A 17,981-nucleotide genomic window follows, 5' to 3' on the forward strand; every position below is an offset into this window, starting at 1 on the left:
ACATTGCCCCGCTGCCGCGGCAGGCAATCCTCGATACGCGCGAATTGCGCAGGCGTAAGTTCCATGCGCAGTATGTTAGCACGTAGTGTTAACAGGCCCTAGGCCGCTCACCGGCGGCGTGTCGACCGTGGGCAGCCTGCGCGCGGACGAGCAGGTGGTGGTGCGGCCCGAAGTCTCCGGCCGCATCGCGCGCATCCATTTCACCGAGGGCGGCACGGTGCGCGCCGGGCAGCCGCTGTTCTCGCTGGATGCCAGCCTCGCGCGTGCCGCGCTCAACGAGGCCGCGGCGAACCTCGAGAACAGCCGTCGCGCCGCCGCCCGCGCGGGGCAACTGGTGGGCGAGCGCCTGATCGCCCGCGCCGACTACGACCGCGCCCGCGCCGCGCTGGGCGTGGACCAGGCCCGCGTGGCCTCGGCCCGCGCGGCGCTCTCGAAGATGACGCTCACCGCACCGTTCTCAGGCCAGGTCGGCCTGCGCGAAGTCAGCGTGGGCGAGGTGGTCAACGCCGGGCAGGCGCTGGTCACGCTGGTGCGCCTGGATCCGATCGAGGTCGACTTCAGCGTGCCCGAAACCCAGCTGTCGAAGCTGCAGCGCGGCCAGCGCATCCGGGTCGAGGTCGATGCCTACCCGGGCGACGCCTTCGGCGGCGAGGTGGTGGCGATCGACCCGGTCGTCGACCCCAACAGCCGCAGCACGAAGCTGCGCGCCCGCATCGCCAATCCCGACGGGCGCCTGCGCCCCGGCCAGTTCGCGCGCCTGCAGCTCGAGGTCGGCGGGAGCGGGGGCGAGGCGCTGCTCGTGCCCGAACAGGCGCTGATGCAGGACGGCCAGACCCGCTTCGTCTACACCGTGGTCGATGGCAAGGCCAGGCGCACCGAGGTGCAGACCGGTACGCGTACCCCGGGCTTCGTGCAGGTCACCTCGGGCCTGAAGGCCGGGGACGTGGTCATCACCGCCGGGCAGGCCAAGCCGATGATGCGCGACGGCGTGCCGGTGGTGTCGGTGCCGGCGCAGGGCGCGCAGGCCGCGAAGCCGCCGGCGTCCGCCGCGAAGTAACGCGCCGCAAGACCCGCTCCTTCCCCGCAGCGGGAAGGAATCGACAGACGTCGTGCCCATACAGCGAGGCGACCCGTGGTCCTGTCCGACATCTCCATCCGCCGCCCGGTCTTCGCCTGGGTGATCAACATCGTGGTCGTGCTGATCGGCATCGTGGCCTATACGCGCCTGCCGGTGCGGCTGATCCCGAACGTCGACACGCCGGTCGTCACCGTCAACACCAGCTACCCCGGCGCCAGCGCGCAGGTGATCGAGTCGCAGATCACCCAGCCGATCGAGGACGCGCTCTCCGGCGTGGAAGGCATCGAGTACATCAGCTCGGTCAGCCGTGAGCAGTCCAGCCAGGTGACGATCCGCTTCCGCCTGGACCGCGACCCCGACGGCGCGGCCTCCGACGTGCGCGACCGCGTGGGCCAGGCGCGCGACTTCCTGCCCGAGGAGGCCAACGAGCCGATCGTGCAGAAGCAGGAGGCCGACGCGCAGCCGATCATCTGGATGGCGTTCTCCTCCGACCGCCATTCCAAGACCGAGCTCGCCGACCTCGCCGACCGCCTCGTCAAGGACCGCGTGCAGACCATCCCCGGCGTGGCGCAGGCGCAGGTGTTCGGCGTGCGCTACGCGATGCGCGTGTGGCTGCAGCCGCAGCGCCTGGCCGGCTTCGGGCTGACGCCGTCCGACGTCGAGGCCGCGCTGCGCGCGCAGAACGCCGAGATCCCGGCCGGCCGCGTGGAAGGCAGCGCGCGCGAGTTCACCGTGCTGAGCGAGACCGACCTGCGCACGCCCGAGCAGTTTGGCGACATCATCCTCGGCGAGTCCAACGGCTACCTCGTGCGCCTGCGCGACGTCGCCCGGGTCGAGCTCGGCTCGCAGGAGGACCGCTTCCGTGCGCGCTTCAACGGCCGCGACGCGGTGCCGCTGGGCGTGGTCAAGCAGGCGGTGGCGAATCCGCTGGAGATCAGCGCCGCGCTCAAGGCCATGATCCCCGCGATCCAGCGCACGCTGCCGGAAGGCGTGCAGGTCAACGTGGCCTACGACTCGACGATCTTCATCGAGAAGTCGATCGAGGAGGTCTACAAGACCATCGCCGAGGCGGTGCTGCTGGTCGTCATCGTGATCTTCCTGTTCCTGCGCAGCTGGCGCGCGGTGCTCATCCCGCTGGTGACGATCCCGGTCTCGCTGATCGGCGCGTTCGCGCTGATGTACATGTTCGGGTTCACCATCAACACGCTCACGCTGCTGGCGATGGTGCTGGCGATCGGCCTCGTGGTCGACGACGCCATCGTGATGCTGGAGAACATCTACCGCCACGTCGAGGAGGGTATGCCGCCCTTCGAGGCGGCGCTTAAGGGCTCGAAGGAGATCGGCTTCGCGATCGTGGCGATGACGCTCACGCTCGCCGCGGTCTACATCCCGCTGGCCTTCTCGACCGGCCGCACCGGCAAGCTCTTCGTCGAGTTCGCGCTCACGCTCGCAGGCGGTGTGCTGGTCTCGGGTTTCACCGCGCTGACGCTGTCGCCGATGATGTCGTCCAAGCTGCTCAAGACCAACGAGCAGCACGGGCGCTTCTACCTGGCCGGCGAGCGCGTGCTGCGCTCGCTCGACAACGGCTACCGCCGCGTGCTGCAGGCGGCGCTGCGCTGGAAGTGGGCGGTGGTCGGCGGCGGCGTCGCGCTGTTTGCGGCCGCCGCGCTGCTGTTCACGCTGCTGCCCAAGGAACTCGCGCCGCAGGAGGACCAGGGCCTGGTGATCGGCTTCGGCATCGCGCCGGAGGGCTCCACCGTCGAGTACACCGACAAGTACGCGCGCCAGATGGAGAACATCTTCGCGAGGACGCCGCACGTGGACCGCTACTTCCAGATCGTGGGCTTCCCCTCGATCACGCAGACCATCGGCTTCGTCGGCCTGCAGGACTGGTCGCAGCGCGATATGAAGTCGTCCGACGTGCAGGGCATGCTGTTCCCGCAGTTCATGGGCATACCCGGCGTCATGGCCTTCCCGGTGCTGCCGCCGGCGCTCGGCCAGGAAGGCTTCGGCCAGCCGGTGAGCTTCGTGGTGCAGACCACGGGCAGCTGGGAGGAGCTGGGCGCCACCGTCGGCAAGCTCATGGCGAAGATGGCCGAGAACCCGCGCCTGACCAATCCCGATACCGACCTCAAGCTCGACAAGCCGCAGCTGAAGATCGACGTCGACCGCGACAAGGTGGCTGCCGTGGGCAGCAACGTGGCGGCGGTGGGCCGCACGCTGGAGACCATGCTCGGCGGGCGCAACGTCACCCGCTTCAAGATGGGCAGCGAGCAGTACGACGTGATCGTGCAGGTCGAGGACGCCGATCGCCGCACGCCCGGCGATCTGTCGAACATCTACGTGCGCGGGCGCGACGGGCAGATGGTGCAGCTCTCCAACCTCGTCGACGTGCGCGAGACGGTGGCGGCCAAGGAGCTCAACCACTTCAACAAGCTGCGTTCGGCGACGATCAGCGCGGGCCTCGCGCCCGGCTATCCGATGGGCGAGGCGCTGGCGTGGATGGAGCAGGCACTCGACGAGGTCGCGCCCGAGGCGCAGTACGACCTGTCCGGCCAGAGCCGCGAGTTCCGCGAGTCCTCAAGCGACTTCACCCTGATCCTGCTGCTCGCGCTGGGCTTCATCTTCCTGGTGCTGGCCGCGCAGTTCGAGAGCTGGGTCGACCCGCTGGTGATCCTGCTGTCGGTGCCGCTGGCGGTGTTCGGCGCGTTCCTGGCGCTCAAGCTCACCGGCGGCAGCTGGAACATCTACTCGCAGATCGGCATCGTTACGCTGATCGGCCTGATCTCCAAGCACGGCATCCTGATCGTGGAGTTCGCCAACCAGCTGCAGGAGCAGGGGCGGACGAAGTTCGAGGCCGTGGTCGACGCCGCAGCATTGCGCCTGCGCCCGATCCTGATGACCACCGGCGCCATGGTGCTCGGCGCCGTGCCACTCGCGATCGCCACGGGCGCGGGTGCCGAGGCGCGCAATCAGATCGGCTGGGTGATCGTGGGCGGCATGGCGATCGGCACGTTCTTCACCCTGTTCGTGGTGCCGGTGGTGTACCTGCTGCTGGCGCGCGACCATCGCAAGGCGGTGCGGGTGCAGGCTGCGGAAGGGGCTGCGGCGCACTGATGCGTATGCGGTGAAGTGCGAACGGCCGGCGTGTTCCGGCCGTTCGTGTTTGGGGTCTTCGGTGGTGAGGGTGCGCCGTACGGGCACGGGTGCCAGGGGCGCATTCTTGTCCGCGGACGCGGGAATCCGTGGGCGCTGCCCCGCGCGCCGGCCTCCCCCCCCTCTGTCGTCCGCGCGAAGGCGGGGACCCGGCGACTTCCGCGGTCGGGTTGCCGCTTCCGTCGCTTGCGCGTCCACGCTCGTGCCCGTCATCCCCGTGCATGCGGGGATCCGTGGACGTTGGCGTTGGTGTTCTGCGGTTAGGAGCAACAGCGTTTCGTGCGCTGCCGCGCCCGAGGTACTTTTCTTTGCTGGCCCAAAGAAAAGTACCCAAAAGAAAGGGCCTTCCCCGACACGTCTACAGCCCGCGACCGGAAACGACATCGCGATCGGCACACTCGGCATCCTGCCTCGGGTGCCGACGGCGCGCTTCCTGCGCGCCGCCCTTCGGGTCTTACGGTTCGCGCTGGCTGCCGAGGTCTCTGAAAGGAAGCCGTCGCCACCAACCCCGTCGTTCCCGCGAAAGCGGGAACCCAGCGACTTTCGCGTTCGGGTTGCCGCTTCCGTGGCATGCACGTCCGCGCTCGTGCCCGTCGTCCGCGCGCACGCGGGGATCCGTGGACGTTGCTTTTTGCGTTGTGTCGTCGAGGGCAGCAGCGTTTCGTGCGCTGTCGCGCCCGAGGTCGTTCTCTTTGCTGGCTCGAAGAAAAGTATCGAAAAATGAAAGGGCCTTTCCCGACAGGTCCACAGCCCGCGTCCGGACACGACACCGCGATCGGCACACTCGCCATCCATGGCCCGGGTGCCGACGGCGCGCTTCCTGCGCGCCGCCCGTCGGGTCTTACGGTTGGCGCTGGCTGCCGAGGTCGCCGAATGCAGGCGTCGCCCCGGTGCCGAATCTGGTCGGGCACAAGCGCCTGCCCGAAACGAAAAAGCCCGGCAGCCGAAGCTGCCGGGCCGGTTCCAGCGTCGACTGGAGAGAGACTTACTTGCCGTTCTTCTGGCCGTTGGACGCGTTCTGCGCGTTCGCGGCGGCCTGCTCGGTGGCCTTGCCGGCCGAGGTCGCGGCCTGCTGGAACTGCTCCTGGGCCTGCTTCACGGTCTCGTTGGCATTGCGGGCGACCGCCTCGAACTGGCCCTTGGCGATCTGCGCGACGGCCTCGTTGGCCTTGACCATGCGGCCGACGACGTCCTGGCCCGTGGTCAGGGCACGCTCGACGTTCTCGCGGGCGACCTGCGCGCCCTTCGGCCACAGGGCCTTGGCGCCGTCGAAGTCGCGGACCTGCGCGGCCTCGCCGAGGAAGGCGAAGGTGGCCGAGGTGCGCTCCTCGATGGCGGCCAGCTGCAGGCCGACGATGGCCTCGGCGTTCTCGAGGGTGAGCCGGTTGATGCGGGCGGCCGTATCAGCGAACTGACGGGTGGCCGCGGCGAACTGCTCGTTGATCTGCGCGTACATGGTGGACTCCTGGTGACGGCCCACGGGCCGATACAGCGTGGATGGTGCGTTGCAGCATAGACAGGCGTTTGCTGCACCGCAACAACCGCTGGTCGGCCGTTGCGCCCGGGTCAGGAAAGTGAGCGGCTGTAAGGACTTAGCCCGTGCCGGGGCCCTGGTAACGGCAGCCGGAGGTGCAGGTCTCGTGCACCACCACGGCCGACAGCAGGGGCAGGGTCGGCTTGAGCCGGTCCCAGATCCACATGGCCAGCCGTTCGCTGGTCGGGTTCTCCAGGCCTTCGACCTCGTTGAGGTAGTGGTGGTCGAGGCGGTCGTACAGCGGTCGGAACGCGGCCTTGATGTCGGCGAAGTCCATGACCCAGCCGGTTTCGGCGCCGACCTCGCCGCTGACGTGGATCTCGACGCGGAAGGAGTGCCCGTGCAGGCGGGCGCACTTGTGGCTTTCGGGGACGTGGGGAAGGCGGTGGGCCGCCTCGAGCGTAAAGGCCTTGAACAGTTCCATCCGCGGATTGTACGGCCGGGGGGAATGTCAGCGCCGGATGAATGCGGAGTGATGACGGCGTTGATACGTGACGACCCGTAGGTGTCGTCGGTTCCCGCGTGCCAAGTCCGTCTCCCGATCCTGCAGCCGCCTCCGAGTGCCCGCGTCGTGTCTGGTCGCGGGTGGCCGGGATCGTGGGACTCGCCGCGCTGTATCTGCCACTGGCGCTGCTGGGCATGGAGTGGAGCCGCCGCCAGGGCATGGGCGTGCCGGTATGGCCGGCCGCGGGGCTGGCGCTGGCGGCCCTCGTGCTGCGAGGGCGCGCGCTCTGGCCGGGGGTGCTGGCCGGCTATCTCGCCGCGACGGTGCTGGGCCCGTCACCGCCTGGCCCTGCCTACCTGCTGGTCACCTCGGGCGGTGTGGCGCTTGCGGCCTGGCTGGGCTCGGGCCTGCTCGAGCGCGTGGGGTTCCAGCCGGGCCTGGAGAGCGTGCGCGATTTCCTCCACCTGATGCTGGCCTCGGCGCTCTCGGCCGTGGTGGCCGCCAGCCTCGCCGGCGGTGCCTTCGCGCTGGCGGGCGGGTATGGGACCGGGGCCACGGTCATGCTGTGGTTGCGCTGGGCGCTCGGCGACCTCAACGGCATGCTGATCGTCGGCACGCTGCTGTTCGCCTGGTCGGCGGGGCCCGTGCCGCGATCGGCGCGCTGGTGGTGGCAGTTCGCCGCCTGCCTGGCGCTGGCGGTGGTCATCGGCGCGCAGGTGTTCCTGCGCGGGGACGAGCGGCTCTACACCTTCCTCGCGTACGTGCCGCTGATCTGGGCCGCGCTCGCGCTGAGGCTGCGGGGCGCGGCCGTCGTATGCCTGGTGCTTGCCGGCATGGGAATGCTCGGGACCGCCCGCGGCGTCGGACCCTTCATGCATCCGGACCCCGCCATCCGGATGCTGGGCCTGCAGACCTTCATGCTGGTGATGGCATCGAGCATGCTGGTGCTGGCGGTGGTCGCCGACGAGCGACGCGCGCAACGCGCACTGATGCTGAGCGATACGCGCCTGCGGCTGGCGCTGGAGGCGACGGGCACCGGCCTGTGGAAGCTCGACCTGCGCAGCGGCGCGATGACGTTCTCACCCGAGTGCAACCGCATCACCGGGCTCGCGGCCCGCGACGCCGTGGGCACGCGCGAGGGGGTGATGCGGCTCATACACCCCGAGGATGTGGACGGCGTTCGCGAAGCCTACCGGCGCGCGCTGGAGCGCCAGGCGCTGTTCGAAGCCGTCTTCCGCCTGTGCCGCCCCGACGGCGGCGAGGTGTGGCTGGAAGCGCGTGGGCGCGCCGTGGCCGAGGGCGACGACCGGCCCGGCACGATGCTCGGCACCATCTCCGACGTCACCGGTCGCCAGCGCGACGAGCGCCGCCTCGTCGACCAGGCCCGCCTGCTGGATCTGGCGGCGGACGCCATCTTCATACGCGACCTCGCCGGTCGCATCGACTACTGGAACCGCGGCGCCGAGGTGCTTTACGGCTACACCGCCGCCGAGGCCCGCGGCCGGATCGCGCGCGAGCTGCTGCAGTCACGTTTTCCGCGGCCGTTCGCCGAGATCGACCGCGAGCTGCACGCCAACGACCGCCGGGACGGCGAGATCGAACACACCTGCAAGGACGGCTCGCGGGTGATCGTGCACGCGCGCTGGGTGCTCAACCGCGACGCGCAAGGCCGCCCGGTGTCGGTCATGCAGACCCACACGGACGTCACCGCGCGCCGCCGCAGCGAGGCCACGGCGGCCCTGTTGGCCGCCATCGACCGCGACATCGCGGGCGCATCGGGCGTGGACGCGATGGCCTCGAGCGGCCTGCGCCGGCTGGGCGAGCATTTCGGACTGCTGCGCTGCACGCTGTCGGATATCGACGTCGAGGCCGGGCAGGTGCGCACCCTGCACGAATGGACCCAGGAAGGCGCGCCGCGCGTGAGCGGCGTGCGCGATGCACGCGAGTTCTTCACCCGCGACCTGGGGCGGCGCCTTGCGGCGGGCGAGGTGGTGGCGATCGACGATCTGCGCACGCATCCGCTCACCGCCGACTTCGCGTCGAACTACGCACCTTACGGCACGGTCGCGCTGGCCGCGACCAGCTACGTCATCGAGGGGCGCATCGCCGGCACGCTGACGGTGGCCTGCGCACGGCCGCATGCCTGGCGCCCGGACGAGCTGCAGGTGCTGCGCGAGGTCGTCGCGCGCCTGTGGCCCGCCATCGAGCGCGAGCGCTCGCTCTCGGCCCTGCGCGAGTCCGAGGCGGGCTTCCGGCAGATGGCCGATACCGCGCCGATGATGATCTGGATGTCCGAGCCCGATGGCAGCTGCAGCTACCTCAGCCGGCGCTGGTGCGAGTTCACCGGCCGCATGCCCGACGACGAGCTGGGCTTCGGCTGGGTCGCGGTCATCCATCCCGACGATCGCGAGGAAGCGATCGCGCGACTGAGCGACGGGCTGCGCACGCAGGAGGCCTTCTCCGTCGAGTACCGTGCGCGCCGCTGGGACGGCGCGTGGCGCTGGATGCATGCCACGGCGCGTCCACGATTCGGCGCGCGCGGCGAGTTCCTGGGCTGCATCGGCGCGATCATGGACGTGACCGAGCGCCGCGACGCCGAGGACGCCCTGCGCGAGGCCGACCGCCGCAAGGACGAGTTCCTGGCCACGCTCGCGCACGAACTGCGCAATCCGCTCTCGCCCATCCGCACCGGCCTGCAGGTGCTCAACCTCACCGACGACGCCGATGTCGCGCGCCGCACGCGGCAGATGATGGAGCGCCAGCTCGGCCACATGGTGCGGCTGATCGACGACCTGCTCGACGTCTCGCGCATCACCTCCGGCAAGGCCGTGCTGCAGCGCGACCGCATTTCGCTGCAGGGCGCCGCGCGGGCGGCGATCGAGTCGTCCCGGCCGGCGATCGAGGCGGCGCGTCACCGCCTGTCGGTCGACATGCCCGCGGAACCGCTTTGGGTGGACGCCGACCCCACGCGGCTGGCGCAGGTGCTGGGCAACCTGCTGGCGAACGCCGCCAAGTCCACGCCCGACGGCGGCGACATCCGCCTGCACATCGACGCCGGCGAGGGCGAGGCGCGCATCCGCGTGACCGACACCGGGCTGGGCATTCCGCGCGAGGCGCTGGGCGAGGTGTTCGGCATGTTCGCGCAGGTCAACCGCACGCTCGACCGCGCGCAGGGCGGCCTGGGCATCGGCCTGGCGCTGGCGCGCCGCCTGGTCGAATGCACGGCGGCAGCATCGCCGCCGAGAGCGAGGGGCTGGGCCGGGGTGCGACCTTCACCGTACGCCTGCCGCTGGCCGCCGGTGCGCGGCCCGCCCCGGCCTCCCATCCGGCCGCGCCGTCGGCGGGCGAGCGCACCCGCGTTCTGGTGGTCGATGACAATGCCGATGCCGCCGAGAGCCTTGCGATGATGCTGGCGCTCGACGGCCACGAAGTGCGAGTGGCGTTCTCGGGGACCGAGGGCCTGCTGGTGGCCTGCGAGTTCCAGCTCCGGGCCGCGTTCCTCGACATCGGCATGCCGGGCATGAACGGCTACGAGCTCGCGCGCCGCCTGCGTGCGGAACCGGCGTTGGCCGGCCTGCGGCTGGTCGCGGTAAGCGGTTGGGGCGGCGAGGCCGACAAGCAGCGCGCCCGCGACGCCGGCTTCGACCTGCACCTGACCAAGCCCGTGAGCGTGGCCGCCGTGCAGGCCGCGCTGGCGGAGGCCGCCAGGCCCGGGGCCGAGCAGCGGGGAGCGATCGCGAGGACGGCTTGATGCGACCTTCATCACGGCGTGCGTAGAAGTCGCGTCACGCTTCTCCCGGCACGCCTCCATGGACACCGCATCCTCCCCGGACTGGACCGTCAACCTGGACGAGGCCAGCGCCACGCATGTCTCCGGCCTCACCGTGGTCGCGCTGCCCGGACGCGGCCATCGCTACCGCGCCGTGCCGTTGACCGGCACGCTGCCTGTGCCGGGGGAGGGGCTGTCGGCCGACGACTGCGAGTTCCTCGCCCGCGTGGTCTGCGACCGCGTGCGCGAAGGCTGCAACCTGCTGCTGAACCAGCTCTGCGGCCCGGCCACGTCCCGGTACGCCTACCACTGACGCATCCGGCCGCGCGCCGCTGACCTGCGCCGCCTGCGCAGGCATCATGCGCGCATGACGATCGGCTACTTCCTCACCGGCACCGACACCGGCGTCGGCAAGACGCGCGTGGGCACCGCGATCGCGCGCGGGCTGGCCGCGCGCGGGCTGGACGTTCGCGTGCGCAAGCCGGTGGAATCGGGCTGCCCGGACATCGACGGCATGCCCGTGCCGCAGGACGCCGAGGCCCTGCGGCTGGCCGCCGGCGCGCGCGAGCCGCTGGAGCGCGTCTGCCGCTTCCGCCTGCGCACGCCGGTCTCGCCCGAGCGCGCGGCGGCGCTGGAGGGCCTGCGCTTCGATGCCGAGGCCCTGCGCGATGCCTGCATGGCCGATGCCGGCGGCGACGTGCTGCTGGTCGAGGGCGCCGGGGGCTTCTGCTCGCCGGTCGCACCGGGCGCGCTCAACGCCGACCTGGCCGCCGCGCTCGGCCTGCCGGTGGTGCTGGTGGTCGCCGATCGCCTGGGTGCGATCAACCATGCGCTGCTCACGCTGGAGGCCATTGCGCGACGTGGCCTGCACGTCGCCGCGCTCGTGCTGAGCCGGCACGGCGATGCTGGTGATGCGGGCATGGACAATGCCGCCGACCTTGCGCGCTGGAGCGGTCGCGCCGTGGACGTGCTTCCCCCCGGGGCGGCCGCGGGGCCGTCGGCCTGGGCAGAGGACGCCGCGCGGCTTGCAACGCTGGTGGAACGGCTCGCGCCACGCGCCTGACGTCCCGGGCGCCACGCGCGACAATGCACGACCTGCCGCAGCCGACGTCGCCATGTCCACGCCCCGCACCGACCGCCTGACCCTCACGCGTCCCGACGACTGGCACCTGCACCTGCGCGACGGCGCCATGCTGCGCGACGTGCTGCCCGATACCGCGCGGCAGATGGCGCGCGCGATCGTCATGCCCAACCTGGTGCCGCCGGTGGTGACTACCGCCGATGCCGCCGCCTACCGTGAACGCATCCTCGCCGCGTTGCCCGAGGGCGCGCGTTTCGAGCCGCTGATGACGCTCTACCTCACCGAGGCGACGGCGCCCGACGAGATCCTGCGCGCGAAGGACAGCGGCTTCGTGCACGGCGTCAAGCTCTATCCCGCGAACGCCACCACCAACTCGCACGCGGGCGTGGCCGACCTGCGCCGCGTGCACGCGGTGCTGGAGGCCATGCAGCGCGTCGACCTGCCGCTGCTGGTGCATGGCGAGGTCACCGATCCGGATGTCGACGTCTTCGACCGCGAGGCCGTCTTCATCGAGCGCCACCTCGACCGCCTCGTGCGCGACTTCCCCGCGCTGCGCGTCGTGCTCGAGCACGTGACCACGCGCGAGGGCGCGCAGTTCGTGCTGGACGCGCCGGCGACGGTGGCGGGCACGCTCACCGCCCACCACCTGCTGCTCAACCGCAACGCGATCTTCGCCGGTGGCCTGCGCCCGCATCACTACTGCCTGCCCGTGCTCAAGCGCGAGCTGCACCGGCAGGCGCTGGTGAAGGCGGCGATCTCCGGCGGCGGCAAGTTCTTCCTCGGCACCGACAGCGCGCCGCATCCGAAGCATGCCAAGGAATCGTCCTGCGGCTGCGCGGGCATCTACACCGCGCACGCGGCGATCGAGCTCTACGCCGAGGCCTTCGACGCCGCCGGCGCGCTCGACCGGCTCGAAGGCTTCGCCAGCCACAACGGCCCGGACTTCTACCGCCTGCCGCGCAATACCGACCGCATCGAGCTGGTGCGCGAGGCCACGCCGGTGCCGCCGGTGATGAGCAAGGGCGGGCAGGAGCTCGTACCGTTGCGCGCCGGGGAAACGGTGGCCTGGCGCCTCGCCGGCTGAGCGCGATGGTTCGCGGCGCAAGGTCGCGCTCGGCCCGGGCAAGCCGGCGGGCGATGCCATCGCGCCGCGCGATGCATGCGCGGTGCCGATGCATGCGGTTGCGCGGTCGCCGCGAACGCGCGGCCGGCAAACACCGCGCGTGCTAGGCTCGACCGCGAAGGGGAGTAGCTCCCGCGTGCCGTGGTCGTCAATCCGGGCCCATGCCCCGGCCCGGCAGCAGTCGACGACTGCGAGCAAGACCTTCGCCGCCCGCGGCGAAGGTGCGTCCACCGGTCTTTGCCGCGATCGCCCGCGACCACCGGAGAACCCTCATGCTCTGCCCCGTCTGCAAGACCGTGAACCTGGCCATGACCGATCGCCAGGGCATCGAGATCGACTACTGCCCCCAGTGCCGCGGCATCTGGCTCGACCGCGGCGAGCTCGACCGCCTGATCGAGCGTTCCGAGCAGGCCGCACCCGCGTCGCGCGCGGCCGCACCGCCGCCCGTGCAGCCGGCCTCGCACTACGGCACCCCGCATCCGGGGCATGGCTACGACCCGCGCCGCAAGAAGCACAAGTCGCTGCTGGGCGAACTGTTCGATTTCTGACGCGCACCACCGCCGCGCGCCATCCCACGCGCGCGGCATCGCGCACCGCGTAGCCGCCCGGCGCGAACACGCGCCTGGTTGATGTCGATCAAGGCGCGCGGCGCGGTGCATCAGCACACTGGCCCCATGCACCACGCCGTCCGTCGTCACGCGAACCGCCTCGCCCTCTGGGCCGTGCTGGCGCTCGCGTTGCTGCCGACGACGGGGCGGCTGTGGGCGGCGTTGCAGGCGCCCGCACACGCCGCGCACCGCCTCGCGCCCCCGCTGCACGACGCCGAGGTCGACGCACGCAACGACGTCGATGGCGACGTCGTTGCCGGCAACGCGACCGGCCACCCGCCCGCGCATGGCGAAGACTGCGACTACTGCGTGCTCGCCGCCGGCCTCGCGCTTGCGGGGCTGCAGGGGGGCGCCAACCTCCATCCGCCGCAGGGCGATGCGCGGGCATGGGCGCAGGGATCGGCGCCGCGCCCGTCTGCGCGGCGGGCGGGACTGGGAGCACGTGGGCCACCGCGGGCGGCCTGACGCCGCCACCCGCTCCCACCGCTTCCGAGAACTCCCATGACCCGCTCGAACTCCCGGGCGATGGCCACGTGCCGCCTTGCGTCCGCCGTCGCCCTCATCCTCTGTGCTTCCCCGCTCGTCGCCGCGCCCGCTCCCGAACACGATGCCGCGATCGCGGCCGGCGGCGAGGTGATGCTCGACCGCGTCGTCGTCACCGGCGTGCGCCCCGTCTCCGCGCTCACCTACGAGACCGACCCTCGCCTGCCGCGCCAGCCGATCCCCGCCAGCGACGGCGCCGACTACCTCAAGACCATTCCAGGCTTCAACGCCATCCGCAATGGCGGAACCAACGGCGACCCCGTGCTGCGCGGCATGTTCGGCTCGCGCCTGAACCTGCTCACCAACGACGGCGCGATGCCCGGCGCCTGCCCCTCGCGCATGGACAACCCGCTGTCCTACGTCTCGCCCGACACCTTCGACCAGCTCACCGTGGTCAAGGGTCCGCAGACCGTGCTCTGGGGGCCGGGCGCGTCGGCGGGCACGGTGCGCTTCTCGCGCGACCGCGAGGTCTTCGCCGAGCGCACGGTCAAGGGCAGCGGCGCGCTGCTGTTCGGGGACCACGGGCGCAACGACCAGGTGGCCGACGTGACCCTCGGCGCGCCGCTGGGTTACGCGCGCGTGTCCGCCAACCGCTCCGATTCCGACGACTACCGCGACGGCGACGGCAACGAAGTGCCCTCGCGCTGGACCAAGTGGAATGCCGATGCGGCGCTGGGCTGGACGCCGGACGCGGGCACGCTGGTCGAGGCCACCGTCGGCCGCGGCGACGGCGAGGCACGCTATGCCGCGCGCGGCATGGACGGCGCGCAGTTCGTGCGCGAGAGCACGGGCCTGCGCCTGGAGAAGCGCGACATCGACGGTGCGCTGGACCGCATCGAGGCCAACGTCTACCGCAACCGCGCCGACCACGTGATGGACAACTACACGCTGCGCACGCCCAACCCGGCCAGCGCGATGCCGATGCCGATGGCCTCGAACGTGGAGCGCGTGACCACGGGCGGCCGCGCGGCGGCGAAGTGGGTCACGGAGGGCTTCGACGCGACGCTGGGCTTCGATGTGCAGGACAGCGAGCACCGCCGCCGCAGTGCCGGCGGCCGCGGCACCTATGCCACGCTTCCGTGGACACGCGATGCGGTGATGCGCAATGCGGGCGCGTTCGGCGAAGTGGCCTGGCGCCTCGACGCCGCGGACCGCCTCGTCGCCGGCGCCCGCGCGGACCGGGCCGCCGCGCGCGACGCGCGTGCGACGGTCGGCATGCGGGCCACCCCGAACCCGACGTATGGGCAAACGCGCCGGGAAGACCTCGCGGCCGGCTTCCTGCGCTGGGAGCACGGCACCGGCAGGGGCCTGGGCTGGTATGCGGGCGTCGGTCACACCGAGCGCATGCCCGACTACTGGGAGCTGTTCTCGGCCACGCGCGGTCCGACCGGCGCGGCCAATGCCTTCGCCGGTGTCGAAACCGAGAAGACCACGCAGCTCGACGTCGGCCTGCAGTACCGGTCCAGCACCCTGGACGCCTGGGTTTCCGCCTACGCCGGCCGCATCGAGGACTTCATCCTGTTCGACTACATGCCGGCAATGGGCGGCATGGGCCCCACCACCGTCGCGCGCAACGTCGACGCCGCGGTGCATGGCGCCGAGGCCGGCATCGCGTGGAAGGCGGCGACGCACTGGAAGATCGACGGCTCCCTGGCCTGGGCCTGGGGCGAGAACCGCACGCAGCGCCGCGCGCTGCCGCAGATGTCGCCCTTCGAGGCGCGCCTGGGCGTGAACTGGAACGACCACGAGCGCTGGTCGGCCGGCGCGGTCCTGCGCGCGGTGGCGGGGCAGGACCGCGTGGCGCCGGGGCAGGGCAACGTGGTCGGCCGCGATCTCGGCCCCACGGGCGGCTTCGCCACGCTCGCCGTCAACGGCGGCTACCGGGTCAACGACCTCGTGCAGCTCACCGCCGGCATCGACAATCTGTTCGACCGCCACTATGCCGAGCACCTGAACCTGGCCGGCAATGCCGACTTCGGCTACCCCGCCGATCCCGTGCGCATCGCCGAGCCCGGCCGTACGGCCTGGGTGCGCATCGGCGTCAGGTACTGAGCAGGGCCTGCATCTTCGCCGCGGTGCGCGGGCATCGCGGCGAAGGCTTGATCCGGCCCCGAGCCATCGGCGCGCACGGCGCACCGACGTCGTCGGGTGATCGGACGCACGATACGCACGCTCCCGACCGGCGCCGTGATCATGCTTGCGACGTCGTTCGCCGTGCCTGCGTGGGCCGGCGGCACCATCCTGGGGGCGGCGGCGCGCATGCCTGGCCGTGTAGCCAGCAGCACGGGCAGCTGCCATCCGACGCTGGACATGGCGCACGGGCGGCTGCTTCCGCTTTTCGTCGACGCAATGCGGGTAGCCCGGGGCAGGCCACGGCCGCCAGGGTGCCGGGCTGGTGTGCGGGCCGGCTGCATCGCGCAGCCACGCCGGCGGCCGCGGCAGGCCACGGCGCGCATGCCTGCTCGACACGAAAAAAGGCGCCTGCAGCTGGCAGGCGCCTTGGCGGGATGGGCGGGGTTGCCGACGGGGAATCCCCCGCGCCTGCAACGCCGCGCCGTGGACACTACTTACTTGACGACGAGGGTGCCGCGCATGATCGACGAGTGGCCCGGGAACGAGCAGATGTAGGTGTAGCTTTCGCCGGCCTTGAGCTTGGCGACCGGGATGGTGACCGTGGTGGACTGGCCGCCCCCGATGATCTTGCTCGCCGCGATGACGCGCGCGTCGCCGGCCTTGACGTAGTTGGCGGCCGCGCCGGCCTTCATGCCGTCGGAAGCGATGCCGTTCGCATCGGCGGTCTTGCCGAGCACGAAGTTGTGGCCCATGGCGGTCGCCGGCAGCTTGCCGGTGTGGCGCAGCGTCACGGTGAAGCTCTTGCAGCTCTTGGGCACGGTGATCGACTTGACGGTGAACTGCATCGCGTCGTTGGAGTCGACGGTCGCCTTGCACTCCGCGGCGGCGGCGGGGTTGGTGAAGCCGGCAAGGGCGCCCAGGACGAGCAGGCCGGCGACGTGCATGGTGCGGATCATCTGGTTGGCTCCGTGTTTCGGTCAGGAAGGTCTCGGTGATGCAAAGTCTGGCCTGCGGGCCTGCCGCGCGCCTTGATTTGGATCAGATCGATGCCTGCTGTCGCAGGCCGTTTGGCGAAGTTCAGGAAAAAAAGAGGCCGCGCCCGAGGGCGCGGCCGGGAGGGTCCAACCGCCGGGCTCTCAGTGGCCCGAGTTCGGATCGTGCGCCTGGTCGGTCTTGAAGACGCTGTCGTCCTTCTTGCCGTTGACGTGCAGGAAGCCGACGAGGCCCTTCTCGAGGCGCGAGAGCGCATGGTCGACCAGGATGTACTTGCCGGGATAGTCGACCTTGAACTCCACCATCGTGGCGCCGCCCGGGGGCACCAGTGTGGTCTGCACGTCACGCAGCGGCGGCGTCTGCAGCGAGGCCAGCTCGTATACCCGGTCGAACACCTCGCCGATGACGTGGAAGCTGGAGGTCAGGTTCGGGCCGCCCACGCCGAAGAAGATGCGCACGGTCTCGCCCACGTCGGCTTCCATCTTGTAGGTCTTGGTCAGCGCATCCATCGAGCCGTTGAAGGTGATGTGCTCGGGGTTCTCGTCCAGCAGCTTGTCGAGCGAGAACTCCTGCGGGCCCGTAGAGCCGTGCTTCTGCACGGTGTAGAGCTCGCCCTGCATCACGTAGAACTCCTTGTCGACCTTCGGCAGGCCTTCTTCCGGCTCGACCAGGATCAGGCCGTACATGCCGTTGGAGATGTGGTGGGCGACCATCGGCGTGGCGCAGTGGTAGACGTACAGGCCGGGGTTGAGCGCCTTGAAGGTGAAGCTCTTGGTCTGGCCGGGCGCCACCTGCGTGACCGCCGCGCCGCCACCGGGCCCGGTGACCGCATGGAAGTCGATCGAGTGGATGTTCACGCTGTCGGGCGCGTTCGTGAGGTTGAACTTCACCGTGTCGCCCTTGCGGATGCGCAGGAACGGGCCCGGCACGCGGTTGTCGAAGGTCCAGTACCTGTAGGTGCTGCCGTCGGAGAGCCGGCCCTCGACCTCGGTGGTGGTCATCGAGAACTCGAGGTTCTTGGGCGCGCGCTGGCCAACCGGCGTGCCGACCTTGTTCGGGTCCATCGCGATCTCGGTGGCCGTGCTCGCAGCGGCCTTGACGTCGCCCACGGTCAGCTTGCCCACCATGCCCGCGGCCTTGTGGCCGGGCAGGGTGCAGATGTACTCGAACGTGCCGGCCTTGGTGGCACGGAACACGATGGTGGTCGAGGCCCCCTTGTCGGAGATCTGGTCGGACTTGGCGCCGAACTCGGGCACCGCGATGTCGTGCAGGGCGCCATCGCCGTTCACCAGGTTGATCTGCACGACCTTGCCTTCCGGCACGCGCAGGTCGGGATTGACCTGGCCCTTGATCGCGCCGGCCTCACCCACGAACACGAGCTTGCCGTCGGCGATCTCGGTGCGCAGGGTGAAGACGACGTCGGCCACCGGGGCGACGTTGGTGGACTTGTGGGCATCGTGCTGCGCCAGCGCCGCCGTGGGCGCGAGGCTGCCGAGCGCGAGGCCGATGGCGATGAGCAGTGCGGACTTCTTCACGGTTGACTCCGTTTGGGTTGGTTGTTTCCTCTGCGGAGTGAAC

Annotated in this window: 14 protein-coding genes; 10 read left to right on the top strand and 4 right to left on the bottom strand. The window is 70.9% G+C overall.

The features are described 5' to 3' along the window. The first annotated feature begins 118 nt into the window (after positions 1-118). Both EYQ95_RS22840 and EYQ95_RS22845 read left to right on the top strand, forming a co-directional pair. The gene (locus tag EYQ95_RS22840; RefSeq protein ID WP_256432857.1) at positions 119-1,057 is read left to right on the top strand and encodes an efflux RND transporter periplasmic adaptor subunit; all 939 of its coding nucleotides are present in this window, start codon (positions 119-121) and stop codon (positions 1,055-1,057) included. A gap of 75 nt (positions 1,058-1,132) precedes the next feature. Then, entirely contained in the window at positions 1,133-4,195 is a 3,063-nt protein-coding gene (locus EYQ95_RS22845; RefSeq protein ID WP_132330896.1) for an efflux RND transporter permease subunit, read from the top strand. 1,024 nt (positions 4,196-5,219) lie between these two features. Here the strand turns inward: EYQ95_RS22845 and EYQ95_RS22850 are convergent. Together EYQ95_RS22850 and queD are read right to left on the bottom strand one after the other, a co-directional pair. Continuing rightward, positions 5,220-5,690 carry a phasin family protein gene (locus tag EYQ95_RS22850; RefSeq protein WP_132330898.1) on the bottom strand — a complete coding sequence of 157 codons (471 nt, stop codon included), beginning with the start codon at positions 5,688-5,690 and terminating at the stop codon, positions 5,220-5,222. A 136-nt stretch (positions 5,691-5,826) separates the two neighbouring features. After that, complete coding sequence (queD, locus tag EYQ95_RS22855) at positions 5,827-6,192, bottom strand: 6-carboxytetrahydropterin synthase QueD (RefSeq protein WP_132330900.1); 366 nt, start codon at positions 6,190-6,192, stop codon at positions 5,827-5,829. Between the two features lie 173 nt (positions 6,193-6,365). Between queD and EYQ95_RS22860 the strand changes: the two genes are divergently transcribed. From EYQ95_RS22860 to EYQ95_RS22895, 8 genes are all read left to right on the top strand, one after another. Beyond that, complete coding sequence (locus EYQ95_RS22860) at positions 6,366-9,620, top strand: PAS domain S-box protein (protein ID WP_165924834.1); 3,255 nt, start codon at positions 6,366-6,368, stop codon at positions 9,618-9,620. Further along, positions 9,578-9,964 (top strand): response regulator, encoded by a 387-nt coding sequence (locus EYQ95_RS22865; protein WP_165924835.1) that lies wholly within the window; start codon positions 9,578-9,580, stop codon positions 9,962-9,964. The genes EYQ95_RS22860 and EYQ95_RS22865 overlap by 43 nt, the downstream gene beginning before the upstream one ends. A gap of 58 nt (positions 9,965-10,022) precedes the next feature. After that, positions 10,023-10,295: a hypothetical protein gene (locus tag EYQ95_RS22870; RefSeq protein WP_132330906.1), complete on the top strand. Its 273-nt coding sequence runs from the start codon at positions 10,023-10,025 to the stop codon at positions 10,293-10,295. A gap of 54 nt (positions 10,296-10,349) precedes the next feature. After that, the gene (bioD, locus tag EYQ95_RS22875) at positions 10,350-11,045 is read left to right on the top strand and encodes a dethiobiotin synthase (RefSeq protein WP_132330908.1); all 696 of its coding nucleotides are present in this window, start codon (positions 10,350-10,352) and stop codon (positions 11,043-11,045) included. Between the two features lie 52 nt (positions 11,046-11,097). Beyond that, entirely contained in the window at positions 11,098-12,147 is a 1,050-nt protein-coding gene (gene pyrC, locus EYQ95_RS22880; protein ID WP_132330922.1) for a dihydroorotase, read from the top strand. Between the two features lie 311 nt (positions 12,148-12,458). Next, positions 12,459-12,734, top strand: coding sequence for a zf-TFIIB domain-containing protein (locus tag EYQ95_RS22885; protein WP_132330924.1), 276 nt, complete (start codon positions 12,459-12,461; stop codon positions 12,732-12,734). Between the two features lie 81 nt (positions 12,735-12,815). Continuing rightward, positions 12,816-13,259, top strand: coding sequence for a DUF2946 family protein (locus tag EYQ95_RS22890; RefSeq protein WP_132330926.1), 444 nt, complete (start codon positions 12,816-12,818; stop codon positions 13,257-13,259). A gap of 36 nt (positions 13,260-13,295) precedes the next feature. Then, positions 13,296-15,389 carry a TonB-dependent copper receptor gene (locus EYQ95_RS22895; protein WP_132330928.1) on the top strand — a complete coding sequence of 698 codons (2,094 nt, stop codon included), beginning with the start codon at positions 13,296-13,298 and terminating at the stop codon, positions 15,387-15,389. A gap of 515 nt (positions 15,390-15,904) precedes the next feature. Here EYQ95_RS22895 and azu read toward each other — a convergent pair. Then, the gene (gene azu / locus EYQ95_RS22900) at positions 15,905-16,366 is read right to left on the bottom strand and encodes an azurin (protein ID WP_207916613.1); all 462 of its coding nucleotides are present in this window, start codon (positions 16,364-16,366) and stop codon (positions 15,905-15,907) included. Positions 16,367-16,546: 180 nt separating this feature from the next. Continuing rightward, on the bottom strand, positions 16,547-17,938 hold the full coding sequence (nirK, locus tag EYQ95_RS22905; RefSeq protein WP_207916616.1) for a copper-containing nitrite reductase: 1,392 nt from the start codon (positions 17,936-17,938) through the stop codon (positions 16,547-16,549). Positions 17,939-17,981: the final 43 nt, after the last annotated feature.

The organism is Lysobacter sp. N42 (genome assembly GCF_004344885.1).

Excerpts from the sequence above, each read along its gene's own strand:
- EYQ95_RS22850 (WP_132330898.1), bottom strand. The coding sequence starts at position 5,690 with ATGTACGCGCAGATCAACGAGCAGTTCGCCGCGGCCACCCGTCAGTTC.
- queD (WP_132330900.1), bottom strand. The coding sequence starts at position 6,192 with ATGGAACTGTTCAAGGCCTTTACGCTCGAGGCGGCCCACCGCCTTCCC.
- EYQ95_RS22870 (WP_132330906.1), top strand. The coding sequence starts at position 10,023 with ATGGACACCGCATCCTCCCCGGACTGGACCGTCAACCTGGACGAGGCC.
- bioD (WP_132330908.1), top strand. The coding sequence starts at position 10,350 with ATGACGATCGGCTACTTCCTCACCGGCACCGACACCGGCGTCGGCAAG.
- pyrC (WP_132330922.1), top strand. The coding sequence starts at position 11,098 with ATGTCCACGCCCCGCACCGACCGCCTGACCCTCACGCGTCCCGACGAC.
- EYQ95_RS22885 (WP_132330924.1), top strand. The coding sequence starts at position 12,459 with ATGCTCTGCCCCGTCTGCAAGACCGTGAACCTGGCCATGACCGATCGC.
- EYQ95_RS22890 (WP_132330926.1), top strand. The coding sequence starts at position 12,816 with ATGTCGATCAAGGCGCGCGGCGCGGTGCATCAGCACACTGGCCCCATG.
- EYQ95_RS22895 (WP_132330928.1), top strand. The coding sequence starts at position 13,296 with ATGACCCGCTCGAACTCCCGGGCGATGGCCACGTGCCGCCTTGCGTCC.
- azu (WP_207916613.1), bottom strand. The coding sequence starts at position 16,366 with ATGATCCGCACCATGCACGTCGCCGGCCTGCTCGTCCTGGGCGCCCTT.